This is a genomic window from Pelomonas sp. BJYL3 (assembly GCF_027257975.1).
Lineage (GTDB): Bacteria > Pseudomonadota > Gammaproteobacteria > Burkholderiales > Burkholderiaceae_C > Roseateles_B > Roseateles_B flavus.
Window position 1 is genome coordinate 515,232 of sequence record NZ_JANZKX010000001.1, and the last position, 17,770, is coordinate 533,001.

Below are 17,770 nucleotides of genomic sequence, written 5' to 3' on the forward strand. Positions count from 1 at the left end.
GCTCAAGTTCAAGCGAGCTTGAAGGGCAGCTGGCGCTGCGGCTTGCCGGTGAGCTTGGCGATGGCATTGGCGAAGGCCGGCGCCAGTGGCGGCAGGCCCGGTTCGCCCATGCCGGTGGGCGGCTCCGCGCTGGGCACGATGTGCACGGCGATCGCCGGCATGTCGGTGATGCGCGGCACCACGTAGTCGCCGAAATTGCCCTGCTCCACCACGCCGTCCTTCAGCGTGATGGCCGCGCCGGGCAGGCACATGCCCAGGCCCATCAGCGCCGCGCCCTGCACCTGGGCCTCCACCGTGCGCGGGTTCACCGCCAGATTGCAGTGCACGCCGGCCGTGACCTGGTGCAGCACGGCCTGGCCCTTCTTCACCGAGGCCTCCACCACATAGGCCACCACGGTGTCGAAGGACTCATGCACCGCCACGCCAAAGGCCCGGCCTGCCGGCAGCTTGCGCCGGCCATAGCCGCTCTGCGCCACGGCCAGCTCCAGGGCGGCGCGGTGGCGCGGGTGCTTGTCGCCGAACATCTTCAGCCGGTAGGCGACGGGGTCCTGCTTCGTCGCCCGGGCGATCTCGTCCACCAGCGTCTCCATCACGAAGGCCGTGTGGGTGGAGCCCACGCTGCGCCACCACAGCACCGGCACATTGAGCTTGGGATGGTGCACGCGCAGGCGCATGGGGAAGGGATAGGGCTCCTTCATGCCTTCCACGGCGGTCTGGTCGATGCCGTTCTTGACCATGAAGCCTTCGAACATGGTGCCGGAGACGATGGACTGGCCCACGATGACGTGGTCCCAGGCCAGCACATTGCCCTGCTTGTCGAAGCCCAGCTGCGCCTGGTGCAGGTGCATGGGGCGGTAGTAGCCGCCGTGGATGTCGTCCTCGCGGCTCCACTGGGTCTTGATGGGCGCCTCGATGCCGGCGCTGCGGGCCGCCTTGGCCACGGCGCAGGCCTCGGTGACGAAATCGCTGGTGGCCACCGCACGCCGGCCGAAGCCGCCCCCGGCCATCTGCACCTTGACGGCCACCTGCTCGGGCTTGAGGCCCAGCACCTTGGCGGCGGCCATGCCGTCCACGCCCGGGAACTGGGTGCCCACCCACAGCGTGGCGCCCTCGGGCTGCCACTGCACGGTGCAGTTCAGCGGCTCCATGGGCGCATGGGCCAGGTAGGGGAAGTGGAACTCGGCCTGGATCTTGTGCGGGGCCTTGGCCAGCGGGGCCATGTCGGCCTTGAAGTGCTCGGGGGCGTCCTGGCGGGCGAGCTGGCGGTACTGGGCCAGCTGCTTCGCGCTGTCGACCTTCTCGACGGCCGAGCTGTCCCAGTCGATCTTGAGCGCCTCCCGGCCCATCTTGGCGGGCCAGTAGCCCTCGGCGATCACGGCGATGCCTTCCGCACCGCGATCCAGCGGCACGCGCAGCACGGCCTTCACGCCACGCACGGCGCGCGCGGCGGCATCGTCCACCGAGCGGGGCTTGGCGCCGAAGACCGGCGGGCGGGCGATCACGGCGGTGAGCTGGCCAGGCAGGCGCACGTCGATGCCGAAGTCCTGCTTGCCACTGCTCTTGGCCTTGCTGTCCAGGCGGTCCATGGGCTTGCCGATCAGACGGAAGTCCTTGGGGTTCTTCAGCGTGACCTGCTCGGGCACCGGCTGAGCCATGGCGGCCTCGGCCAGCTCGCCATAGCTCGCCCGGCGGCCGTCGGCGCCGATCACCTGGCCCTGCTCCGTGCGCAGCGTGGCCACGCCCACGTTCCAGCGCGCCGCGGCCGCGCCCATGAGCATGGCCCGGGCGCGGGCGCCCAGCTCGCGGTACTGCATGAAGCTGTTCTTGATGCTGTTGGAGCCGCCGGTCATGTGCAGGCCGAACGCGGGGTCCACGAAGGCCGGGTCATTGCTGCCAAGCTCGGCGCGCACACGGGACCAGTCGGCATCCAGCTCCTCGGCCAGGATCATGGGCAGGGCCGTGTGCACGCCCTGGCCGAACTCCAGGCGGTTGACCAGCACCGTGACCGTGCCGTCCGGCGCAATGCGCAGGAAGGACACCGGCTGCTGGAAGGGCTTGAGGCCCTTGGCAGACGCCTCGGGGGCGTCGGCAGCCGTGGCGGCCAGCGGCGCGAAGCCCAGCGCGAAGCCGGCGCCGCCGGTGATCTTGAGGAAGCCGCGGCGACTCAGCGCCGACGGCGCCTCGGCCGAATCGCGCGAGAGGATGTGCTGCAGCGCACGGGGCATCTCGGCGGCCAGGGCCGCGCCGAGTTCGGGAGACAGGTGGCGGTTCAGCATGGGGGTCTCCTTCAGGCCAGGGCGCGGGCGGCTTCGGCCACGGCGGCGCGGATGCGGGCATAGGTGCCACAGCGGCAGATGTTGCCGGCCATGGCGGCGTCGATCTCGGCGGCCGTGGGCTGCTTGCCCTTGGGCAGGCTCTTCAGGAAGGCGGTGGCCGACATGATCTGGCCGCTCTGGCAGTAGCCGCACTGGGCCACGTCATGCTTGACCCAGGCGGCATGCACGGCGGCGCCCACGCGGTCGCCACCGGCCGTCACGGCCTCGATGGTGGTCACCGGCTTGCCTTCGACGGCGGAAACGGGCGTCACGCAGGCCCGCACGGCCTGGCCGTCCACGTGGACGGTGCAGGCACCGCACAGCGCGGCGCCGCAGCCGAACTTGCTGCCGCACAGGCCGAGGTTGTCACGCAGGGCCCAGAGGACGGGGGTGCCGGGATCGATGTCGAGCTGGTGCTCGCGGCCGTTGACGAGGAGCTGGGTCATGGCGTCGGGTCTCCGCACGATGAAGAGGGGGGCGCAGCCGCCGTCCGGACAGCAGTCCGGAGAACGGAGCGGCGAAGCAATCAGCCGCTGAATGTAGGCCCTTCCCCGCAGCGCGGATAGCCCAGCGGCGCTTGCTGCACTGTCAAGCGTTGCTTGCCAATCGGGCGCTCGGCCGGAGGTGCTGGCGCCGGCCCTGCGCTTCCAGGCGGGCCAGCTCCTGCTCGCCCAGCACATAGTCCGTGTTGCCGGCCAGGCGCTCGATGGCCAGGTCGATGAAGGCCCGCACCCGCGCCGGCTGCGCGACCCGGCTGCCCCAGTAGATGTGCAGGCCGTACTGGTCGGCCACATGGGCGCTCAGCAGGGGCACCAGGCGGCCGGCGCGCAGATGGGCCGCGCCCATGATGCCGCTGACCTGGCCGATGACCCGCCCGCTGAGCAGGGCGTCCAGCTCCAGGCCCTCCTCGTTGGTGGAAAAGCTGGACAGCACGTCCTGCTCCAGCGTGGCGCCATCGACCTTCACCGGCCAGGGCATGAGCCGGCCCGTGCCCGGCTTGCGAAAGCCGCTGCAGCGGTGGGCCGCCAGCTCGGCCAGGCTGTCGGGCGCGCCGTAGCGGGCCAGGTAGGCGGGGGCGGCGCAGATGATCATCTGCAGGGGGAAGAGGCGCCGGGCGATGACGCCGTCCGCCGGTGCCGAGCCCACGCGGAAGCCCACGTCCACCCGGTCCTCGACCCAGTTGCCGATGCGGTCGTCCAGCTGCACATCGGGCTGGGCGTCGGGGTGGCGGCGGCAGAACTCGTCCACCAGGGCACCGATCACCGGCTGGAAACTGGAGCGCGGCCCCACGATGCGCAGGGGCCCCGCCACCTCGTCCCGCGCCTGGCGCACCACCTGGAAGGCGCGCTCCAGGCCCTGCAGGGCCGGCAGGGCGGCGTCCATGAAGAGCCGACCCTCGTCCGTCAGCGACATGTTCCGCGTGGTGCGGTGGAACAGCCGCGCGCCCAGCTTCTGCTCCAGCTGGGCCAGGGCCTGGCTGGCCGCCTGGGGGCTGATGCCCTCGGCCGCCGCCGCGCGGCGCAGGCTGCCCAGCTCGGCGGTCTTGACGAAGATGGTGAGGGTACGCAGCTCGCTCTGGGACATGGGGCAGGCGCCTCCGGCTGGAAATGGATCAAGACGGCTTGGAGCAGATTATCAAGCCGGACTTGCCAATTCCAGTGCCTGCGCGCCCACCCCTCAGGCCTGGCCTTCCAGCATGCGCTGCGCCACCTGGCGCCAGCGCGCGTCCGGCGCCCGGACGTCCTCCTGCCAGCAGGCATGGACGCCCTTGATCACGTGCTCATCGTCCTGGGCCAGGGCGGCGCGGTGCAGCGCCGGCCAGGGCAGCAGCGCGCCTGCCGGCACGCCCTCCTGCCAGTGCAGGCGCCCGGCCATCCAGCCGGCCACTGCGGCGCGGTCCAGCGCGGCGACGAGGGGCTGCTGATCGGCCGACGCCGGCAACAGGGGCAGCAGCACCCGCAGCGCCCGCAGGCCGGTGATCAGGTGCAGGACCGTGAAATTGCGGCTGTGCAGATAGGCCTCGCGGGCCACGGCCAGCAACTGCTCGCGGCGCTCGGCCAGGCCGGAGGCCGGCGCCAGGCACTCGGCCAGGCCGGCATAGAGCGGCGTCTCCCCTGCGCTGCGCATGCGATAGATGATCATGGGCAGCTCGCTGCGCCAGCCCTGCGTGCGGCTGCGCAGCGCCTGGGCCCAGGCCTGCGGTGGCATCGCCTCACCGTCCTGGCGCCCCGCGGGCAGCAGTTCCCACCAGGCGGCCCAGGTGGCCAGCGCCGCGGCCAGCTCGGCACGGTGGCCGCTTTCCCAGGCATGCGCCGTGCGGATCAGGCCATGGAAGGCGAAGGCATGGGGCGAGCGCAGCAGCGCTTCGAGGTGGGCTCCCAGGACCTGGGCGGCCGGCTGCTGGCCCAGCTGGGCCGCGAAGTAGGCCTGCAGCCAGGGGAAGGACTCGGGCTGGCCGCGATGCAGCAGCCATTCGTCCGCCCCCGCTGCGCCCGTCATGCGCCGCTGGGCGGCGCGCCGGGCCGAGGCGGCCTCGGCGTCCGAGGCCGGCCGTACCGGCTCCAGCTTGGGCCGCTCATGGTCGACCAGGGCCTGCAGGCGCGGGGCCTCCGCGCCCATCTCCCAGGCCGCGTGCAGGGCCATGGGCAGGTGGTTGCTCATGGCGCCGTCGAAGGCGGGGCCGAAGGCCTGCGCCGCGTCCAGGCCCCCATGGAGCAGGGCCTGCGAGCCGGCCTTGGGCGGCAGCGCCCTGCCCGCGGGCGCTGCCGGCCCGGCCGGCTCCTCAGCCAGGCGATGCGCCCCATCCTGGAAGGCATGGTTCAGTACCTCATCCATCATCGTTCTCCTCATTGCGTCACGACACGATGGGTGCATACTGCAAGTTCAAGTGAACTTGAAGTCAAGCCTTCATTTCATTCCCCCTCTCGTCCTGCCGAACCGTCATGAGCGATGCCTCCCCCGCCCTGCTTCCCATCGGCGATTTCGCCCGCCGCGCCGGCGTGGCCGCCAGCGCCCTTCGCTTCTACGAGGAGCAGGGGCTGCTGCTGAGCCACCGCAGCGCCTCGGGCCGCCGCCAGTTCGCCCGCAGCGACCTGCGCCGCGTGGCCTTCATCCGCGCCGCGCAGCAGGTGGGCCTGAGCCTGGACCAGATCCGCGCCGCGCTGGCCAGCCTGCCGGACGCGCGCACACCCAATGCGCGCGACTGGGAGCGCCTCTCGCGCGACTGGCAGCCCCTGCTGGCGGCACGGATCGCTGAGCTGCAGCAGCTGCAGGACACCCTCGCCTCCTGCATCGGCTGCGGCTGCCTGTCCCTCAGCAAGTGCAAGCTCTACAACCCGCAGGACGCGGCCGGGCGCCGCGGCGCGGGCGCGCGCTACTGGATGGGGGACCGGTCCAGCGAGGTGCTGGCGGAGCAGGCCGTGCCGCAGAAGACGCGGCGCCAGGGCCCGGGCTGAGAGCCACAGGTGACAGGGCAGGAGCGGCCCTCTATCCTCCCCGCCAGGGCCTGCAGCGATGCCTGGACAAGGGGTCAGGTCTTGCCAGCCAGGCGGCCGTGGTGTGGAACGATCGGGAGAGTCCCATGGATTTCATCGGTTTCAGCAGCTCCCGGGCGAGGCTCGGCGAGCTGGACATCGCCTACTGCATCGGCGGCTCCGGCCCACCCCTGCTCCTGCTGCACGGCTTTCCCCAGAACCGGGCGATGTGGGCCCGCATCGCGCCGCAGCTGGCGCGGCACTACACCGTGGTGGCGGCCGACCTGCGCGGCTACGGGGATTCCGGCAAGCCCCGCGACCTGCCGGACCATTCGAACTATTCGTTCCGCGCCCTGGCCGACGACCAGCTCGGTCTGATGCGCCAGCTCGGCTTCGATCGCTTCCACCTCGTCGGCCATGACCGCGGCGGGCGTACGGCCCACCGGCTGGCGCTGGACCATCCCGAGGCCGTGCGTTCGCTGACCGTCATGGACATCGTGCCGACCCTGGCCATGTTCATGGACACCAACCGGCAGGTCGCGGCCACCTACTGGCACTGGTATTTCCTGCAGCAGCCCGAGCCCTTCCCCGAGCGCCTCATCGGCCAGGACCCGGACTACTTCTACGAGACCTGCCTGCTGGGCTGGGGCAAGGCGCGGCTGGGCGACTTCGACGCAGCGCAGCTGGCCGACTACCGCCGCTGCTGGCGCGATCCCGGCATGATCCATGGCTCCTGCTCGGACTACCGCGCCGCGGCCAGCGTGGACCTGGCCCTGGACCAGGCAGACGCCCAGCAGCGGGTCGAGTGCCCCACCCTGGTCTTCTACGGCGAGGCCGGCGTGATGAACGCGCTCTTCGACATCCCGGCGCAATGGCGCACGCGCTGCCGCACCGTGCAGACGGCGACGCTGCCAGGCGGCCACTTCTTCGCGGACCAGTTCCCCGACGAGACGGCCGCCGAGCTCCTGCGCTTTCTGGAGGGGGTGGAGGCGGCCTGAAACCTCACCCTGAGACCTCCCCCTGAAACCGCCGCCGTCAACCGGCGCGGCGCATCGGCGTTCAGGAAAGACGGCCGGCCCCACAGCGCCGGCTTCGGAAGGATGCCCACCATGACCACGCTGACCCTCACCTTCACCGGCACCCCCGGCCAGGCCCGCAAGGCCCTGGGTGAGCTCCTGCTGCGCTACCGCTCCGCCTATTTCGTCGAACGCAACAGCCATGAATACCTGGTGACCGCCGACGAGCGCACGGCGGCAGAGCTGGCCGCTCAGGCCCAGTGGTCTATCCGCCGCGCGCCGGATCCGGTGCGCTGAGCCCGCGCGGCGGGCGTCCCGCCGCTCTCCTGCCCCTCCAGGCAAGTCCCGAGGCCGGGGCTGCGCCTCGGTGATAGCGTCTGAGCTGCGCAGCCGGGCGGTCCGCCTGCGCGCAACAGGCGCATCGGAGGCAAGCATGGCTTGGAATTGGTTGAAGGCGACGGGGCGGGTGGCGATCGGCATGGCAGCGGCGGCACTGATCGCGCTGCCTGCGCAGGCAGGGGCGGAGGAAGGCCTGGCCCATCTGGCACGGGGCTGGCAGCCGGACGTCTCCTTCATCAGCTTCCCCTCCCCCAACCTGGCGTCGCCCGGCGCGATGTTGACGATCCAGGGCAAGCTGAGCCTGCCCGCGCACGCGATCCGGGGCGCCGGCCATGGCCACCGCAAGCTGCCGGCCGTGCTGATCCTGCATGGCTCGGCCGGCGTCGATGCCCGCGGAGACTTCTACGAGGCCGCACTCAACGCCGCCGGCATCGCCACCCTGCAGATCGACATGTGGCAGGCCCGCGGCATCAGCAACCCCAGCCAGCGCCCCAGCGCGCCGGTGCTGACCTACCCCGATGCCTTCTCGGCCCTGGCCTACCTGGCCCAGCGGCCGGAGATCGATGGTGCCCGCGTCGGCGTGATGGGCTTCTCATGGGGCGGTCTGGTGAGCCTGGGAGCGGCCGAGCGCCTCTATGCCGGCAGGTTCGGCGGCGGCCGCAGTTTCAAGGCGCACGTCGCGCATTACCCGGTCTGCTATCCCTGGAACAACGCGTCCCTGTTGGCGGCCCTGCACACCACGCCGGCCCAGTTCGGCGTCCAGTGGATCAACCTCACCGGCGCGCCGGTGATGATCCAGGTCGGCAGCCAGGACGACTACGACAACAGCGGCGCCCCCTGCCAGGCCCTGGCCCAGTCGGTCAATGCCAGCAATGGCGGCATCGTCAGCGTGAACGTCTACCCCGGCGCCGCCCATGGCTGGGACCGCCTGATGGTGCCCATCACGGTGACGGACCCCTACGCCAACCAGGGCAGCTACTTCAGCACGGGCGTCGTGCCCAGCGTGCGGATGAGCCCGGATGCCGAGCAGGCCTATCTGTCACGCGCCCGCGTGGTGCGCTTCTTCGCGAAGCACCTGTGAAGCGGCCTGCGGGCTCTTCACCGCGGCGCGCCGGGCTGCCACAGGCCCAGCAGCTGCCGGTGGAGGGCCGCCGGTGCCGCGAGAAGGCCCGAGCCGGGCTCGCCCAGCGGCACGGTCCCGAGGCCTGACACCGTCGCCCCTGCCTCGCGGGCGATCAGCAGGCCGGGAAGCCAGTCGACCAGGTGCCGGCCGCATTCCCAGTAGGCATCGAGCCTGCCGCAGGCCACCAGGGCCAGTGACAGCGTGGCCGAACCGATCCAGCGCTGGGCCAGCACGGCCGGCACCGTGCGGGCCAGGTGACCCAGGAAGTCGTCGACCTCCGCCTGCGGCCGGGGCGGCACATTGGGAAAGCTGGTCCCCAGCGTGGACAGGGCCAGCGGCGGCGCCTCGCTGCAGCGGATGGCCTCGCCATCGCAGCCCGCGCCCTGGCCCCGCAGCGCGTGGTAGCTGCGATCCAGGCAGGCATCGTGCACGAGGGCCAGCAGCGGCTCCGCGCCCTGCATCAGGGTCAGGTTGCAGGTCCACATCGGCAGGCCGGCCAGGTACTGGATCGCGCCGTCCAGTGGATCGCAGAGCCAGTAGAGGCCCGTCACGGCAGGCAGGCGGTCCGGCGTAAGGCCGGCCGGGAACACGGGAACGTCCGGCCACTGCGCCCGCAGGGCCTGGCCCAACTGGCGCAGGGTGCTGGTACCGGCGTCGTCCACGCATTGACGCATCAGGCTGGCGTCGTGCCGGGCCCGCGAGGGTTGCCGGGACAGCAGGCGCTGGCCCGCCTCCCGCAGCAGGGGGAGCAGGCGCTCGAGCAAAGGATCGCCAGCCTGGGGGGTGCAAAGGTCGTGCGGCATCCGGATCTCCGGTGAACAAGGCCCTTCAGTGTTCCTGCGCGCGCTGCCGCATACTTGCGCGCTGTCGCCATCCGCCTTCCCGATCGGGCCAAGCGGCCATGCCCCGCCTCCACAGCCAAGCGCTGGACCACCAGCCCTCCGACGCGCCTGCACCGCATCGCCACCCGCAAGGGCAGCTGCTGTGGGTGAGCTCGGGCCTGCTGACGGTGCTCACCGAGGATTCGCGCTGGACCCTGCCGCCGGGCTTTCTGGCCTGGATGCCGCCCCAGGCCCTGCATGGCGCGCAATACCTGACCCCCACCCGCGGCCTCAATTTCTATGTGGACGAGGCCTGGGCCACGGCCGGCTTCCCTGCGCAGTGGAAAGTGCTGCTCACCACGCCCCTGCTGAAGGCCCTGCTGCAGGCCCTGCACGACGAGGCCCATTGCCGCGCGCATGAGGCCTACCAGGCCGTGCTGGCCGACCTCGTCTGCCAGGCCCCCGCGCAGCCGCTGTGCATTCCCATGCCGGCCGATCCCCGGCTGCGGCCCCTCTGCGAGCATCTGCTGGCCCACCCTGACGACGCCACGGACCTGGACCACTGGGCCCAGCGCCTGCACATGAGCCGGCGCACCTTGAGCCGCCGTTTCCAGCTGGAGACAGGCATGGGCTTTGCGCAATGGCGGCAGCAGGTCCGGCTGACGCTGGCCCTGGAGCGCCTGGTGGCCGGCGCCCCCGTGACCACCGTGGCCCTGGACATGGGCTACGAGAGCCCCAGTGCCTTCATCACGCGGTTCAAGCAGCGCATGGGCCTGCCGCCCAGGGCCTGGCTGGCCCGCGCCAGCTCAGGCGGCTGAACCGCCCTGGCCCCTGTGCAGGGTCTGGCGCTGCACCGCGCCGGGCGCAAAGGCGCGGACCAGCGCGGCCATCAGGGACTCGGCCTTGGCGCTGTTGTCGGTGCCGTAGTTGCACACATAGACGTCCAGCGTCACGCCGCCCAGCTCGGGCCAGGTGTGGACGGCCAGGTGCGATTCGGCCAGCAGCACCACACCGGTGATGCCGCTGGGCTCGCCCTCCACGGCCGGCGTGAAGCGATGGAAGAGCTCGGCGACCGCGCCGAGCCCGGCCTCGCTGACCGCCGCCACGCAGCGCTGGCGCAGCGCCGCAGGGTCGGTCATCAGCGGGAGGGCGGGGTCGCAGCCGCGCAGATCGGCGGTGAGGTGCAGGCCTTGCATCAGCCGTGGTCCTGAGTCTGGAGTTGCCGGGCCCGCCATTGTCGCGGCGCGGCACCATGCTGTTGGCGGAACTTGCGGCTGAAATGCGCACTGTCCTTGAAGCCCAGCTCGTAAGCCAGGGCCGTGATGGAGGGCGGCAGGGGCGCCAGCAGCGCCAGCCGCGCACGGTTCAGGCGCTCGGCCCAGATCAGCTGGGTGGCCGTGAGCCCCTCCTGCGCCAGGGCGGCGTCCAGGTGGCGGCGGCTGACGCGCAGCTGCCGGGCCAGGCCTGCGGCATCCCATGCGGCCGGATCCTGTGCCAGCAGGGCGCGAGCCTCGGCGCGCAGGCGTTCGGCGGGTGTCTGCGGCAGGGCCCGCAGCCCCTGCCACCAGCCCTTCACCGCCTGGGCGGCGTGCCATTGCGCCCGCCAGGGCATGGTGGCCGAGCCCCGCGACCAGCTGCCGAGAAAGTCGCCCAGCGGCGTGGGCAGGGGCCGGGGCGACTCGCTGGCGCGGGCCTCGCGGCGCAGCTGCCCGTCCTCGTCGGGCAGCAGGGCCATCAGGTGCTGGAAGGGTGCGTCGCACTGCAGGTGCAGGGGCTGGGAGGGATCCAGCAGCAAGGCCTGGCCCGGGCGCAGGCTCAGCGGGCGGCGGCCCAGGCGCAGGCTCAGGGCGCCGCTGCGCACCCACAGCAGCTTGGCGGCAGCCGGCGCTGCGCGGCCCAGCTCCGCCCGCCAGTCCAGGCCCTCGCCGGCCAGCTGGCAGGCGCCCAGGCCCTGGGCCAGGGCCTGTTGAAGGGGCGCGGGCAGGGGGTCGCTCAGGGGTGCCGGCGGGGCCGCATCTCCATCCTGTCCTGCGCGTGCTTCCAGCTCATCCCTGCGGCCCATGGCGCTCCTGACTATGGTCTGGGCCTGCTCAACCACAGGAGGCCTCGGTGCCGCAGTCTACGTCCCCCGAATTGCAGTGGCTGGCCCTTTCGGCCGGCTGGTGCGCCCTGCTCTGGCTGCCCTATGTGGCCAATCGCTTCAAGGAGCTGGGCCCCCCGGGCTGGGCCTGGTTCCCGCCCGCCGACCCGCCGCCGCGCGCGCCCTGGGCGCAGCGGGCCTGGCGCGCCCACCTGAATGCCGTCGAGAACCTGGTGGTCTTCGCCCCCCTCGTCCTGGCCGTGGTGCTGGCCGGGCGTCAGGATGCCGGCACGGCGCTGGCCGCCCAGCTCTATTTCTGGGCCCGCGTGGGGCATTACGCCGTCAGCATCGCCGGCCTGCCCATCATGCCGCGCACCGCGTGCTTTCTGCTGGGTGTGGGGGCGCAGCTGTGGCTGGCAGGGCGGCTGATCCAGCCCGGGTGATCAGGGCAGCGCGCAGTCAGAACGGTCGTGCTGCTGCCTGCCCGTCCCTCATGCGCATCGGGTGTTCGATCGCGGATGCACGGCCGTCCAGGGCGTGCTGCGGCGGGCTCAGCCCCCCGTCACCGGCGGGAAGAAGGCGACCTCCGCCCCGGCCGGGATGGCGGCAGATTCCTTGGCCAGCTGCTGGTTCAGCGCGCAGCGCACGGCGCGCGTGCGGGCCAGGGCGCTGGCATGGGGCTCACCGCGTGCCAGCAGCGTGTCGCGCAGCTGGCCCAGGGTCTGGCCCTCCTGCCAGGGCAGCGTCTCCTGCTCACCCAGGGCCTCGCGCAGCGAAGCGAAGTAGCGGACGGTGATGGAGCTCATTGCAGGGCGCTGAAGGGAAGGAAGCGCACAGTATCGCCGGCCTGGATGGGCGTGCCTGGCGCTACGTCAACAAGGCCGTCGCCCCAGACCGCCGAGCTCAGCACGCCCGAGCCCTGGTTGGCGAAGAGCTCCAGGCCGCCTTGGGGCGTGAGCCGGGCGCGCAGGAACTCGCGGCGCTTGTCGGCGCGCGGCCAGTTGAAGTCGGCACGCAGGAGGTAGGCCTTCGGGGCGAGGTCGGCCGCCCCCTGCAGGCGCAGGATCACCGGACGCACCGCCAGCAGAAAGGTCACGAAGCTGGACACCGGATTGCCAGGCAGGCCGATGAACCAGGCCTGGCGGCCCTCCTGCCCCGGACGGCGCACCGCGCCGAAGGCCAGGGGCTTGCCGGGCTTGATGGCCATCTGCCAGAGGTCCAGCTGGCCTTCGGCCTGCACGGCGGGGCGCAGGTGGTCCTCCTCGCCCACGGACACGCCGCCCGAGGTGAGGATCAGGTCGGCGCTGGCCGCGGCGGCGCGCAGGGCGGCCCGGGTGGCGTCCAGGGTGTCGGGCACGATGCCCAGGTCCTGCACCTCGCAGCCCAGCTGCTGCAGCAGGCCGCGCAGGGTGAAGCGGTTGCTGTTGTAGATGGCACCGGGCTTCAGGGGCTCGCCGGGCATGGCCAGCTCGTCGCCCGTGGAGAAGAGGGCCACGCGCACGCGGCGGGCCACGGTCAGCGAGGCGGCCCCCACGGTGGCGGCCAGGCCCAGGGCGGCCGGGTCCAGGCGATGGCCGGCGGCCAGCACCACGCTGCCGGCCTGCACATCCTCACCGCGGCGGCGGATGGCCGCGCCGGCATCAGGGCGATCCAACACGCGCACCGAACCCAGCCCCTCGCCGGGGATGGCCTCGCAATGCTCCTGCATCTGCACGGCATCCGCCCCTGCAGGCACGGGCGCGCCGGTGAAGATGCGGGCCGCCGTGCCGGGCTGCAGGGCCTCAGGCACGCTGCCGGCGGGCACGCGCTGGCTGACGGGCAGCACGGTGCCTTCAGTGCTCTGGTCGGCCGGCAGGTCGGCCAGGCGCAGGGCATAGCCGTCCATGGCGCTGTTGTCGTGCGGGGGCACGTCCAGCTGCGAGCGCACCTCGGTGGCCAGCACGCGGCCCAGGGCGTCGAAGGTGGAGAGGGTCTCCGTCTCGCCCAGGGGCTGGACGGCGGACAGCAGGCGCGCCAGGGCCTCGTCGAGACTCAGCAGCGGCTTGCGGGCGGGGCTGGGGGCGGGGGTTTCAGCGGACATGGGCGTCAATGTAATCCTTCACGCGCTGCACATCGGCCGGCATCAGCTGCACCCGCTTGGGCAGGGCCTCGATGCCCTGCAAATGCGCGGGCCGCGGCGGCTCCTCGCCCAGGGCCTCGACGATGGTCGATGCGAACTTGGCTGGCAGGGCCGTCTCCAGCACGAGCATGGGGATGCCGGCCTGGCGCCAGGCCTTCGCCACCTTGAGGCCGTCGGCCGTGTGGGTGTCGACGATGACGCCGTACTGCTGCTGCGTGGCGCGGATGGTGGCCAGCCGGTCCGCATGGCTGCTGGCGCCGGAGACGAAGCCGTAGCCGGCGATGGCCGCCTTCTCGGCGGCGCTGATCTCGAAGCGGCCCTCGCGCTCCAGGGCGTCCTTGAACAGGGCCTTCACGCGGGCGCCGTCACGGCCCAGCAGGTCGAAGACAAAGCGCTCGAAGTTGCTGGCCTTGGAGATGTCCATGGAGGGGCTGGAGGTCTCGTGCGTCTCGGCGCTGCCGCGCGGGCGGTAGACGCCGGTGCGGAAGAACTCGTCCAGCACGTCGTTCTCGTTGGTGGCGACCACCAGGCGCTCGATGGGCAGGCCCATCATGCGGGCCACGTGGCCGGCACAGACGTTGCCGAAGTTGCCGGAGGGGACGCAGAAGCTGACCCGCTCCTCGTTGGACTTCGTCGCGTAGAAGTACCCGGCGAAGTAGTAGACCACCTGGGCCAGCAGGCGAGCCCAGTTGATCGAGTTGACGGTGCCGATGCGGTGCTCGCGCTTGAAGGCCAGGTCGTTGGACACGGCCTTGACGATGTCCTGGCAGTCGTCGAACACGCCCTCGACGGCAATGTTGTGGATGTTGGCGTCCTGCAGGCTGAACATCTGCGCCTGCTGGAAGGGGCTCATGCGGCCATGGGGCGACAGCATGAACACGCGCACGCCGGCCTTGCCGCGCATGGCGTATTCGGCGGCACTGCCGGTGTCACCGCTGGTGGCGCCGAGGATGTTGAGGGTCTCGCCGCGGCGCTTGAGCTCGTACTCGAAGAGCTGGCCCAGCAGCTGCATGGCCATGTCCTTGAAGGCCAGCGTGGGGCCGTTGGACAGGGCCTGCAGCGCCAGGCCCGGCTCCAGGGGCTTCAGCGGCGTGATCTCGGGCGTGCCGAAGACCTCGGCCGTGTAGGTGCGGGCGCACAGGGCGCGCAGGTCCGCGGCGGGAATGTCGTCGATGTAGAGCGAGAGGATCTCGAAGGCCAGCTCGTGATAGGCCAGGCCGCGCCAGCGGGTGAGCGTGGCCGCATCGACCTGCGGGTAGTGCACAGGCAGGTAGAGGCCGCCGTCCGGCGCCAGGCCTTCCAGCAGGATTTCGCAGAATCGGCGTTCGGTCTTGTCACCGCGGGTGCTGATGTATTTCACGGGCTTGAGCTTCCAGCTTGAGGTTGATCGGGTGGGGTGTCGGACGGCACCGTGGGCGCCGCGGACTTCGCATTCGAAAGCGCACATCGCTGCAGCAGCCGCCGGTAGCGATCGACGCCAGGGTGACGGCCGCACAGCCCGGCGAGGATCTGGCCGGCCTCCTCGCGGTAGGCCTCGGCCCGGGGGCCGGGCAGTGCGGCCGCGTCCAGCAGGGTGGAGGCCAGGTCGGCTTCGAGCTCGGGCGCCGCGCCGCCTTGCGCCAGCTGGGCGCGGCTCTGGGCCAGGCGCTCGGGCAGGCCGCCCTGCTGCTCGATGAGCTGGCGGCGCAGCGTCAGGGCTTCTTCATACGCCTCGGTGCCGCGCGCCCAGTCGCCCTGCGCCTCGGCCACGCGGCCGATGTTGTCCAGGGCCACGGACAGATCGCGCAAGGCGTCCGGGCTGTCGCCCAGCCGACGGGCCAGCAGCTGCCGCAGGGACAGGCTCTCCTCGTAGACGGCGCCGGCGCGGTACCAGTCGCCCAGGGCTTGCGCGGCATGGCCCGCGCGGTCCAGTGCCAGGGCCAGGCCGCGCAGGCTGTCCGGGGTCTCGCCCAGGCGGCTGGCCAGTCTGCGATGAATGCCCAGGCTGTCCTCGGCGGCGGCGGCGGCCCGGTGCCAGTCGCCCAGGATCTGTGCCGTGCGGCTGAGCTGGTCCAGCGCGAGCGCCAGCGCCTGCAGCACGGCGGGCGACTCGCCCAGGCGCGCCAGCAGCTCGCGGCAGACGGCCACGTGCGCCTCGCCCAGTGGCAGGGCTTCCTGCGGGCGACCGAGATGCAGCAGGATCCGCACCTGGCCCTCCAGGGCGGCGCACAGCTCGCGGCTGCTGGCGATGTCCAGCAGGCCCCGGCCCTGCGCCCGGCGGCGGCGCGCCAGCGCCACCCATTGCCGCGCCAGCTGCAGCGCCTCCTCGGCGCGCCCCTGGCGCAGCAGGGCGTCCTGGCAGGCCAGGCTGTCCTGCAGGGCGAAGGCCGGCAGGGCGTCATCGGCCAGGTCCAGCTGCTCGACGGAACGCCCGGCCAGCAGGTCCTGCCAGCGCTGCAGCCACAGCGCCGAGGCGGCATCGGACAGGATGGCCGAGGCGGGAGCCGGGCCTGCGACGGGCGCGGGAGGCTCACCCACCGCGCAAGGATCCGCTTCCGCGGCCAATACCGCGGGCGGAGGTTCGGGAACGGAATGAGCAAGAGGCAAGACCTGACCCTCCGGACCCGCCAGCGCGGGCAGGCTCAGGCCCAGGCTGCGCACGTGCCACAGATCAGGCGCCTGACCGGCGGCGCTGCGTTGCGCGCCTTCCGGCAGCACGAGCACCAGGGTGCCCGCCAGCTCGGCCTCCAGCCGGCCGCGGCGCTCATTGAGGCGGCTCAGCAGCTCGCCGCGCGCCTGCTCCCAGGCCGGCTGGCCGGCACCGCGGTGCGCCTCCAGCCAGACCAGGCGGGGCGCAGGCTCGGCGGACAGGCTGTCGAACAGCGCCGTGATGCTGCGCTCGGCGAAGCCCGCGCTCTGGCGCTCGGACAGCGTCAGCCAGGGCCAGCCCCGCTCGCCCATCCAGGCGGCCAGGCGGGCCTTGAAGGGCGCCAGCACGGCTGGATCCGGCACGAACAGCACGATGTAGCCAAAGCCCTGCAGCTGGCCGACGCGGCGCGCGAGGCGGGCCCAGGCCGCTTCGGCAGGGGCGCTGAAGGCCTCAGTTGCCACGGTCATGGGCGACCGCCGGCGGCTGCCAGCGGGCGATGAGATCCCACAGCAGGGGATTCAGGTCCAGCCAGTCCACGCCATTGCGGTAGTTCAGCACGGCGCGCACGTCGAAGAAGTGCGCCACGGTGGAGAGCTCGTCGCGGTGGCGCAGGTCCAGGGCGTTCTGCTCGGCGATGCCCTTGAGCAGCGCGTATTCGTCCTGCACGACCAGGCTCTCGAACTCCACGCGATGGCGCTGGACCACGGTGTGCAGGATGGGGTCGTCCTCGCCCAGGGGCAGGCGTTCCAGCGCGAAGGCGGCCTCGTCCAGGGTGTCCAGCAGGAGGCGGCGCAGCAGCTGGCGGAGGTCGCCGCCGGAGGTGAGGATGAGGCGGTCCAGGGCGGGCTCGCTGAGCAGCTCGCGCCAGCGCGGGCAGCGGCGCTCCACGACCTGGCGCATGGCGTCCAGGCCGGTCGCGCGGGGCGCGCGCCGGGCCTTGGACGGCGGCTCGCAGACCCGCACCGAGGCCAGCATGAAGAGCTGGACCAGGGCCTTGATATTGGTGAGGTAGGGCAGGTAGGGCGGCACGGAGTACACCATGTGCAGGTCCGGCACGCGCAGCTGGTTCATGTCGCCGTCGAAGACCTTGACCACGCGGTCGAACATCTCCGAGGCCTCCTTGCCGATGCCGCGCAGGCGCTCCAGGGAGTCGACCATCAGCACGATCTTCGGTGCCTGCCAGCGCCGCCGCACGGCCTCGGCCATCTGCCCGATGTGCTGGCGGCATTCGGCCATCACCCGCTCCTGGCGCGAGAGGTCGAAGGTGCGCAGGCGCTGCACGATGCTCTGCTGCTGCTTCTTGAACTCGGCCTTGACCCCGCCCAGGGTCACGCCCGTGATCTCCACCTCTGCCCCCAGCCAGTGGGTGAAGCGCTGCAGCGGGCTCTCGTGCGGGTCCTGGTCGGAGCCCAGGGCATCGGGCTGGCTGAGGCGGTCGGCAAAGGCGGCTGCGATCACCAGCAGCAGGTCCAGGGTGTCGATGGGGTGGGTGTCGCCGATGTAGTCGAGTGCATCGACGATGTAGGCGCGCGTGCCCGGCTGGCCATTGAGCAGGATCTCCAGCCGCCGCAGCTCGGTGCTCTTGCCGGTGCCGCGCTGGCCGCTGAAGTAGTAGAGCTGGGCCTCGCTGTGGCTGCGGCGGATCGCCCGGTCCAGCAGGGCGACCACGTCCTCGGCCCCGGTGCCGTGCAGGTTGGGCACGTAGTAGCCGCTCTGCGTGGAGAGCGCACCGGGATCGTTGGCCAGCAGTGCCGAGAAGTCATCCAGCAGCTGGCCCGGGTCGCTTGGCGTCATCACGGCATGTCCGGCGGGCGGTGGCTGGGCGGGGCGGATGCTTGCAGGCGCCCCGCAGGCC

At 72.1% G+C, this 17,770-nt stretch carries 18 protein-coding genes; 6 read left to right on the plus strand and 12 right to left on the minus strand.

Features of this window, described 5'->3' with window-relative positions; genetic code table 11:
• Window positions 1-8: 8 nt before the first annotated feature.
• The 4 genes from O9Y01_RS02320 to O9Y01_RS02335 all read right to left on the minus strand — a co-directional run bounded on the left by O9Y01_RS02320 (window position 9) and on the right by O9Y01_RS02335 (window position 5,150).
• A complete protein-coding gene (locus O9Y01_RS02320; protein ID WP_269629867.1) occupies window positions 9-2,276 on the minus strand; it encodes a xanthine dehydrogenase family protein molybdopterin-binding subunit in 2,268 nt (755 codons plus the stop codon).
• 11 nt (window positions 2,277-2,287) lie between these two features.
• A complete protein-coding gene (locus O9Y01_RS02325) occupies window positions 2,288-2,761 on the minus strand; it encodes a (2Fe-2S)-binding protein (protein ID WP_269629868.1) in 474 nt (157 codons plus the stop codon).
• A 142-nt stretch (window positions 2,762-2,903) separates the two neighbouring features.
• Window positions 2,904-3,899 (minus strand): LysR family transcriptional regulator, encoded by a 996-nt coding sequence (locus O9Y01_RS02330; RefSeq protein ID WP_269629869.1) that lies wholly within the window; start codon window positions 3,897-3,899, stop codon window positions 2,904-2,906.
• A 93-nt stretch (window positions 3,900-3,992) separates the two neighbouring features.
• Complete coding sequence (locus O9Y01_RS02335; protein WP_269629870.1) at window positions 3,993-5,150, minus strand: questin oxidase family protein; 1,158 nt, start codon at window positions 5,148-5,150, stop codon at window positions 3,993-3,995.
• Window positions 5,151-5,257: 107 nt separating this feature from the next.
• Here O9Y01_RS02335 and soxR point away from each other — a divergent pair, with 107 nt between their 5' ends.
• From soxR to O9Y01_RS02355, 4 genes are all read left to right on the plus strand, one after another.
• A complete protein-coding gene (gene soxR, locus O9Y01_RS02340; protein WP_269629871.1) occupies window positions 5,258-5,770 on the plus strand; it encodes a redox-sensitive transcriptional activator SoxR in 513 nt (170 codons plus the stop codon).
• Window positions 5,771-5,895: 125 nt separating this feature from the next.
• Window positions 5,896-6,786: an alpha/beta fold hydrolase gene (locus O9Y01_RS02345; RefSeq protein ID WP_269629872.1), complete on the plus strand. Its 891-nt coding sequence runs from the start codon at window positions 5,896-5,898 to the stop codon at window positions 6,784-6,786.
• Between the two features lie 111 nt (window positions 6,787-6,897).
• Window positions 6,898-7,101, plus strand: coding sequence for a hypothetical protein (locus O9Y01_RS02350; protein WP_269629873.1), 204 nt, complete (start codon window positions 6,898-6,900; stop codon window positions 7,099-7,101).
• A gap of 136 nt (window positions 7,102-7,237) precedes the next feature.
• Window positions 7,238-8,224 (plus strand): dienelactone hydrolase family protein, encoded by a 987-nt coding sequence (locus O9Y01_RS02355; protein WP_269629874.1) that lies wholly within the window; start codon window positions 7,238-7,240, stop codon window positions 8,222-8,224.
• Between the two features lie 17 nt (window positions 8,225-8,241).
• Here the strand turns inward: O9Y01_RS02355 and O9Y01_RS02360 are convergent, their stop codons facing one another.
• Window positions 8,242-9,069: an inositol monophosphatase family protein gene (locus O9Y01_RS02360; protein WP_269629875.1), complete on the minus strand. Its 828-nt coding sequence runs from the start codon at window positions 9,067-9,069 to the stop codon at window positions 8,242-8,244.
• A gap of 98 nt (window positions 9,070-9,167) precedes the next feature.
• On the opposite strand from O9Y01_RS02360, the gene O9Y01_RS02365 reads away from it, so the two are divergent.
• Window positions 9,168-9,905, plus strand: coding sequence for an AraC family transcriptional regulator (locus O9Y01_RS02365; RefSeq protein ID WP_269629876.1), 738 nt, complete (start codon window positions 9,168-9,170; stop codon window positions 9,903-9,905).
• Here the strand turns inward: O9Y01_RS02365 and speD are convergent.
• Together speD and O9Y01_RS02375 are read right to left on the minus strand one after the other, a co-directional pair.
• Entirely contained in the window at window positions 9,894-10,283 is a 390-nt protein-coding gene (speD, locus tag O9Y01_RS02370) for an adenosylmethionine decarboxylase (protein ID WP_269629877.1), read from the minus strand. The genes O9Y01_RS02365 and speD overlap by 12 nt on opposite strands.
• A complete protein-coding gene (locus O9Y01_RS02375; protein ID WP_269629878.1) occupies window positions 10,283-11,149 on the minus strand; it encodes an AraC family transcriptional regulator in 867 nt (288 codons plus the stop codon). Before O9Y01_RS02375 ends, speD begins: the two co-directional genes overlap by 1 nt.
• 47 nt (window positions 11,150-11,196) lie before the next feature.
• Between O9Y01_RS02375 and O9Y01_RS02380 the strand changes: the two genes are divergently transcribed.
• Complete coding sequence (locus O9Y01_RS02380) at window positions 11,197-11,610, plus strand: MAPEG family protein (RefSeq protein WP_269629879.1); 414 nt, start codon at window positions 11,197-11,199, stop codon at window positions 11,608-11,610.
• Window positions 11,611-11,718: 108 nt separating this feature from the next.
• Here O9Y01_RS02380 and moaD read toward each other — a convergent pair whose 3' ends face one another.
• The 5 genes from moaD to O9Y01_RS02405 are packed head-to-tail and all read right to left on the minus strand — an operon-like array spanning window position 11,719 to window position 17,709.
• The gene (gene moaD, locus O9Y01_RS02385; RefSeq protein ID WP_269629880.1) at window positions 11,719-11,973 is read right to left on the minus strand and encodes a molybdopterin converting factor subunit 1; all 255 of its coding nucleotides are present in this window, start codon (window positions 11,971-11,973) and stop codon (window positions 11,719-11,721) included.
• On the minus strand, window positions 11,970-13,247 hold the full coding sequence (locus O9Y01_RS02390) for a molybdopterin molybdotransferase MoeA (RefSeq protein WP_269629881.1): 1,278 nt from the start codon (window positions 13,245-13,247) through the stop codon (window positions 11,970-11,972). The genes moaD and O9Y01_RS02390 overlap by 4 nt, the downstream gene beginning before the upstream one ends.
• Window positions 13,237-14,646, minus strand: coding sequence for a threonine synthase (thrC, locus tag O9Y01_RS02395; protein ID WP_269629882.1), 1,410 nt, complete (start codon window positions 14,644-14,646; stop codon window positions 13,237-13,239). The genes O9Y01_RS02390 and thrC overlap by 11 nt, the downstream gene beginning before the upstream one ends.
• The gene (locus O9Y01_RS02400) at window positions 14,643-16,382 is read right to left on the minus strand and encodes a tetratricopeptide repeat protein (RefSeq protein WP_269629883.1); all 1,740 of its coding nucleotides are present in this window, start codon (window positions 16,380-16,382) and stop codon (window positions 14,643-14,645) included. The genes thrC and O9Y01_RS02400 overlap by 4 nt, the downstream gene beginning before the upstream one ends.
• A complete protein-coding gene (locus O9Y01_RS02405) occupies window positions 16,366-17,709 on the minus strand; it encodes a hypothetical protein (protein ID WP_269629884.1) in 1,344 nt (447 codons plus the stop codon). Before O9Y01_RS02405 ends, O9Y01_RS02400 begins: the two co-directional genes overlap by 17 nt.
• Window positions 17,710-17,770 lie beyond the last annotated feature (61 nt).

What these genes read in the sequence shown, in the direction of transcription:
- O9Y01_RS02360 (WP_269629875.1), bottom strand. Translation starts at nt 9,069, where the DNA reads ATGCCGCACGACCTTTGCACCCCCCAGGCTGGCGATCCTTTGCTCGAG.
- O9Y01_RS02325 (WP_269629868.1), bottom strand. Translation starts at nt 2,761, where the DNA reads ATGACCCAGCTCCTCGTCAACGGCCGCGAGCACCAGCTCGACATCGAT.
- O9Y01_RS02355 (WP_269629874.1), top strand. Translation starts at nt 7,238, where the DNA reads ATGGCTTGGAATTGGTTGAAGGCGACGGGGCGGGTGGCGATCGGCATG.
- O9Y01_RS02375 (WP_269629878.1), bottom strand. Translation starts at nt 11,149, where the DNA reads ATGGGCCGCAGGGATGAGCTGGAAGCACGCGCAGGACAGGATGGAGAT.
- O9Y01_RS02345 (WP_269629872.1), top strand. Translation starts at nt 5,896, where the DNA reads ATGGATTTCATCGGTTTCAGCAGCTCCCGGGCGAGGCTCGGCGAGCTG.
- O9Y01_RS02400 (WP_269629883.1), bottom strand. Translation starts at nt 16,382, where the DNA reads ATGACCGTGGCAACTGAGGCCTTCAGCGCCCCTGCCGAAGCGGCCTGG.
- O9Y01_RS02390 (WP_269629881.1), bottom strand. Translation starts at nt 13,247, where the DNA reads ATGTCCGCTGAAACCCCCGCCCCCAGCCCCGCCCGCAAGCCGCTGCTG.
- O9Y01_RS02330 (WP_269629869.1), bottom strand. Translation starts at nt 3,899, where the DNA reads ATGTCCCAGAGCGAGCTGCGTACCCTCACCATCTTCGTCAAGACCGCC.
- O9Y01_RS02320 (WP_269629867.1), bottom strand. Translation starts at nt 2,276, where the DNA reads ATGCTGAACCGCCACCTGTCTCCCGAACTCGGCGCGGCCCTGGCCGCC.
- O9Y01_RS02350 (WP_269629873.1), top strand. Translation starts at nt 6,898, where the DNA reads ATGACCACGCTGACCCTCACCTTCACCGGCACCCCCGGCCAGGCCCGC.
- soxR (WP_269629871.1), top strand. Translation starts at nt 5,258, where the DNA reads ATGAGCGATGCCTCCCCCGCCCTGCTTCCCATCGGCGATTTCGCCCGC.
- speD (WP_269629877.1), bottom strand. Translation starts at nt 10,283, where the DNA reads ATGCAAGGCCTGCACCTCACCGCCGATCTGCGCGGCTGCGACCCCGCC.
- moaD (WP_269629880.1), bottom strand. Translation starts at nt 11,973, where the DNA reads ATGAGCTCCATCACCGTCCGCTACTTCGCTTCGCTGCGCGAGGCCCTG.
- O9Y01_RS02405 (WP_269629884.1), bottom strand. Translation starts at nt 17,709, where the DNA reads ATGACGCCAAGCGACCCGGGCCAGCTGCTGGATGACTTCTCGGCACTG.
- O9Y01_RS02365 (WP_269629876.1), top strand. Translation starts at nt 9,168, where the DNA reads ATGCCCCGCCTCCACAGCCAAGCGCTGGACCACCAGCCCTCCGACGCG.
- O9Y01_RS02335 (WP_269629870.1), bottom strand. Translation starts at nt 5,150, where the DNA reads ATGGATGAGGTACTGAACCATGCCTTCCAGGATGGGGCGCATCGCCTG.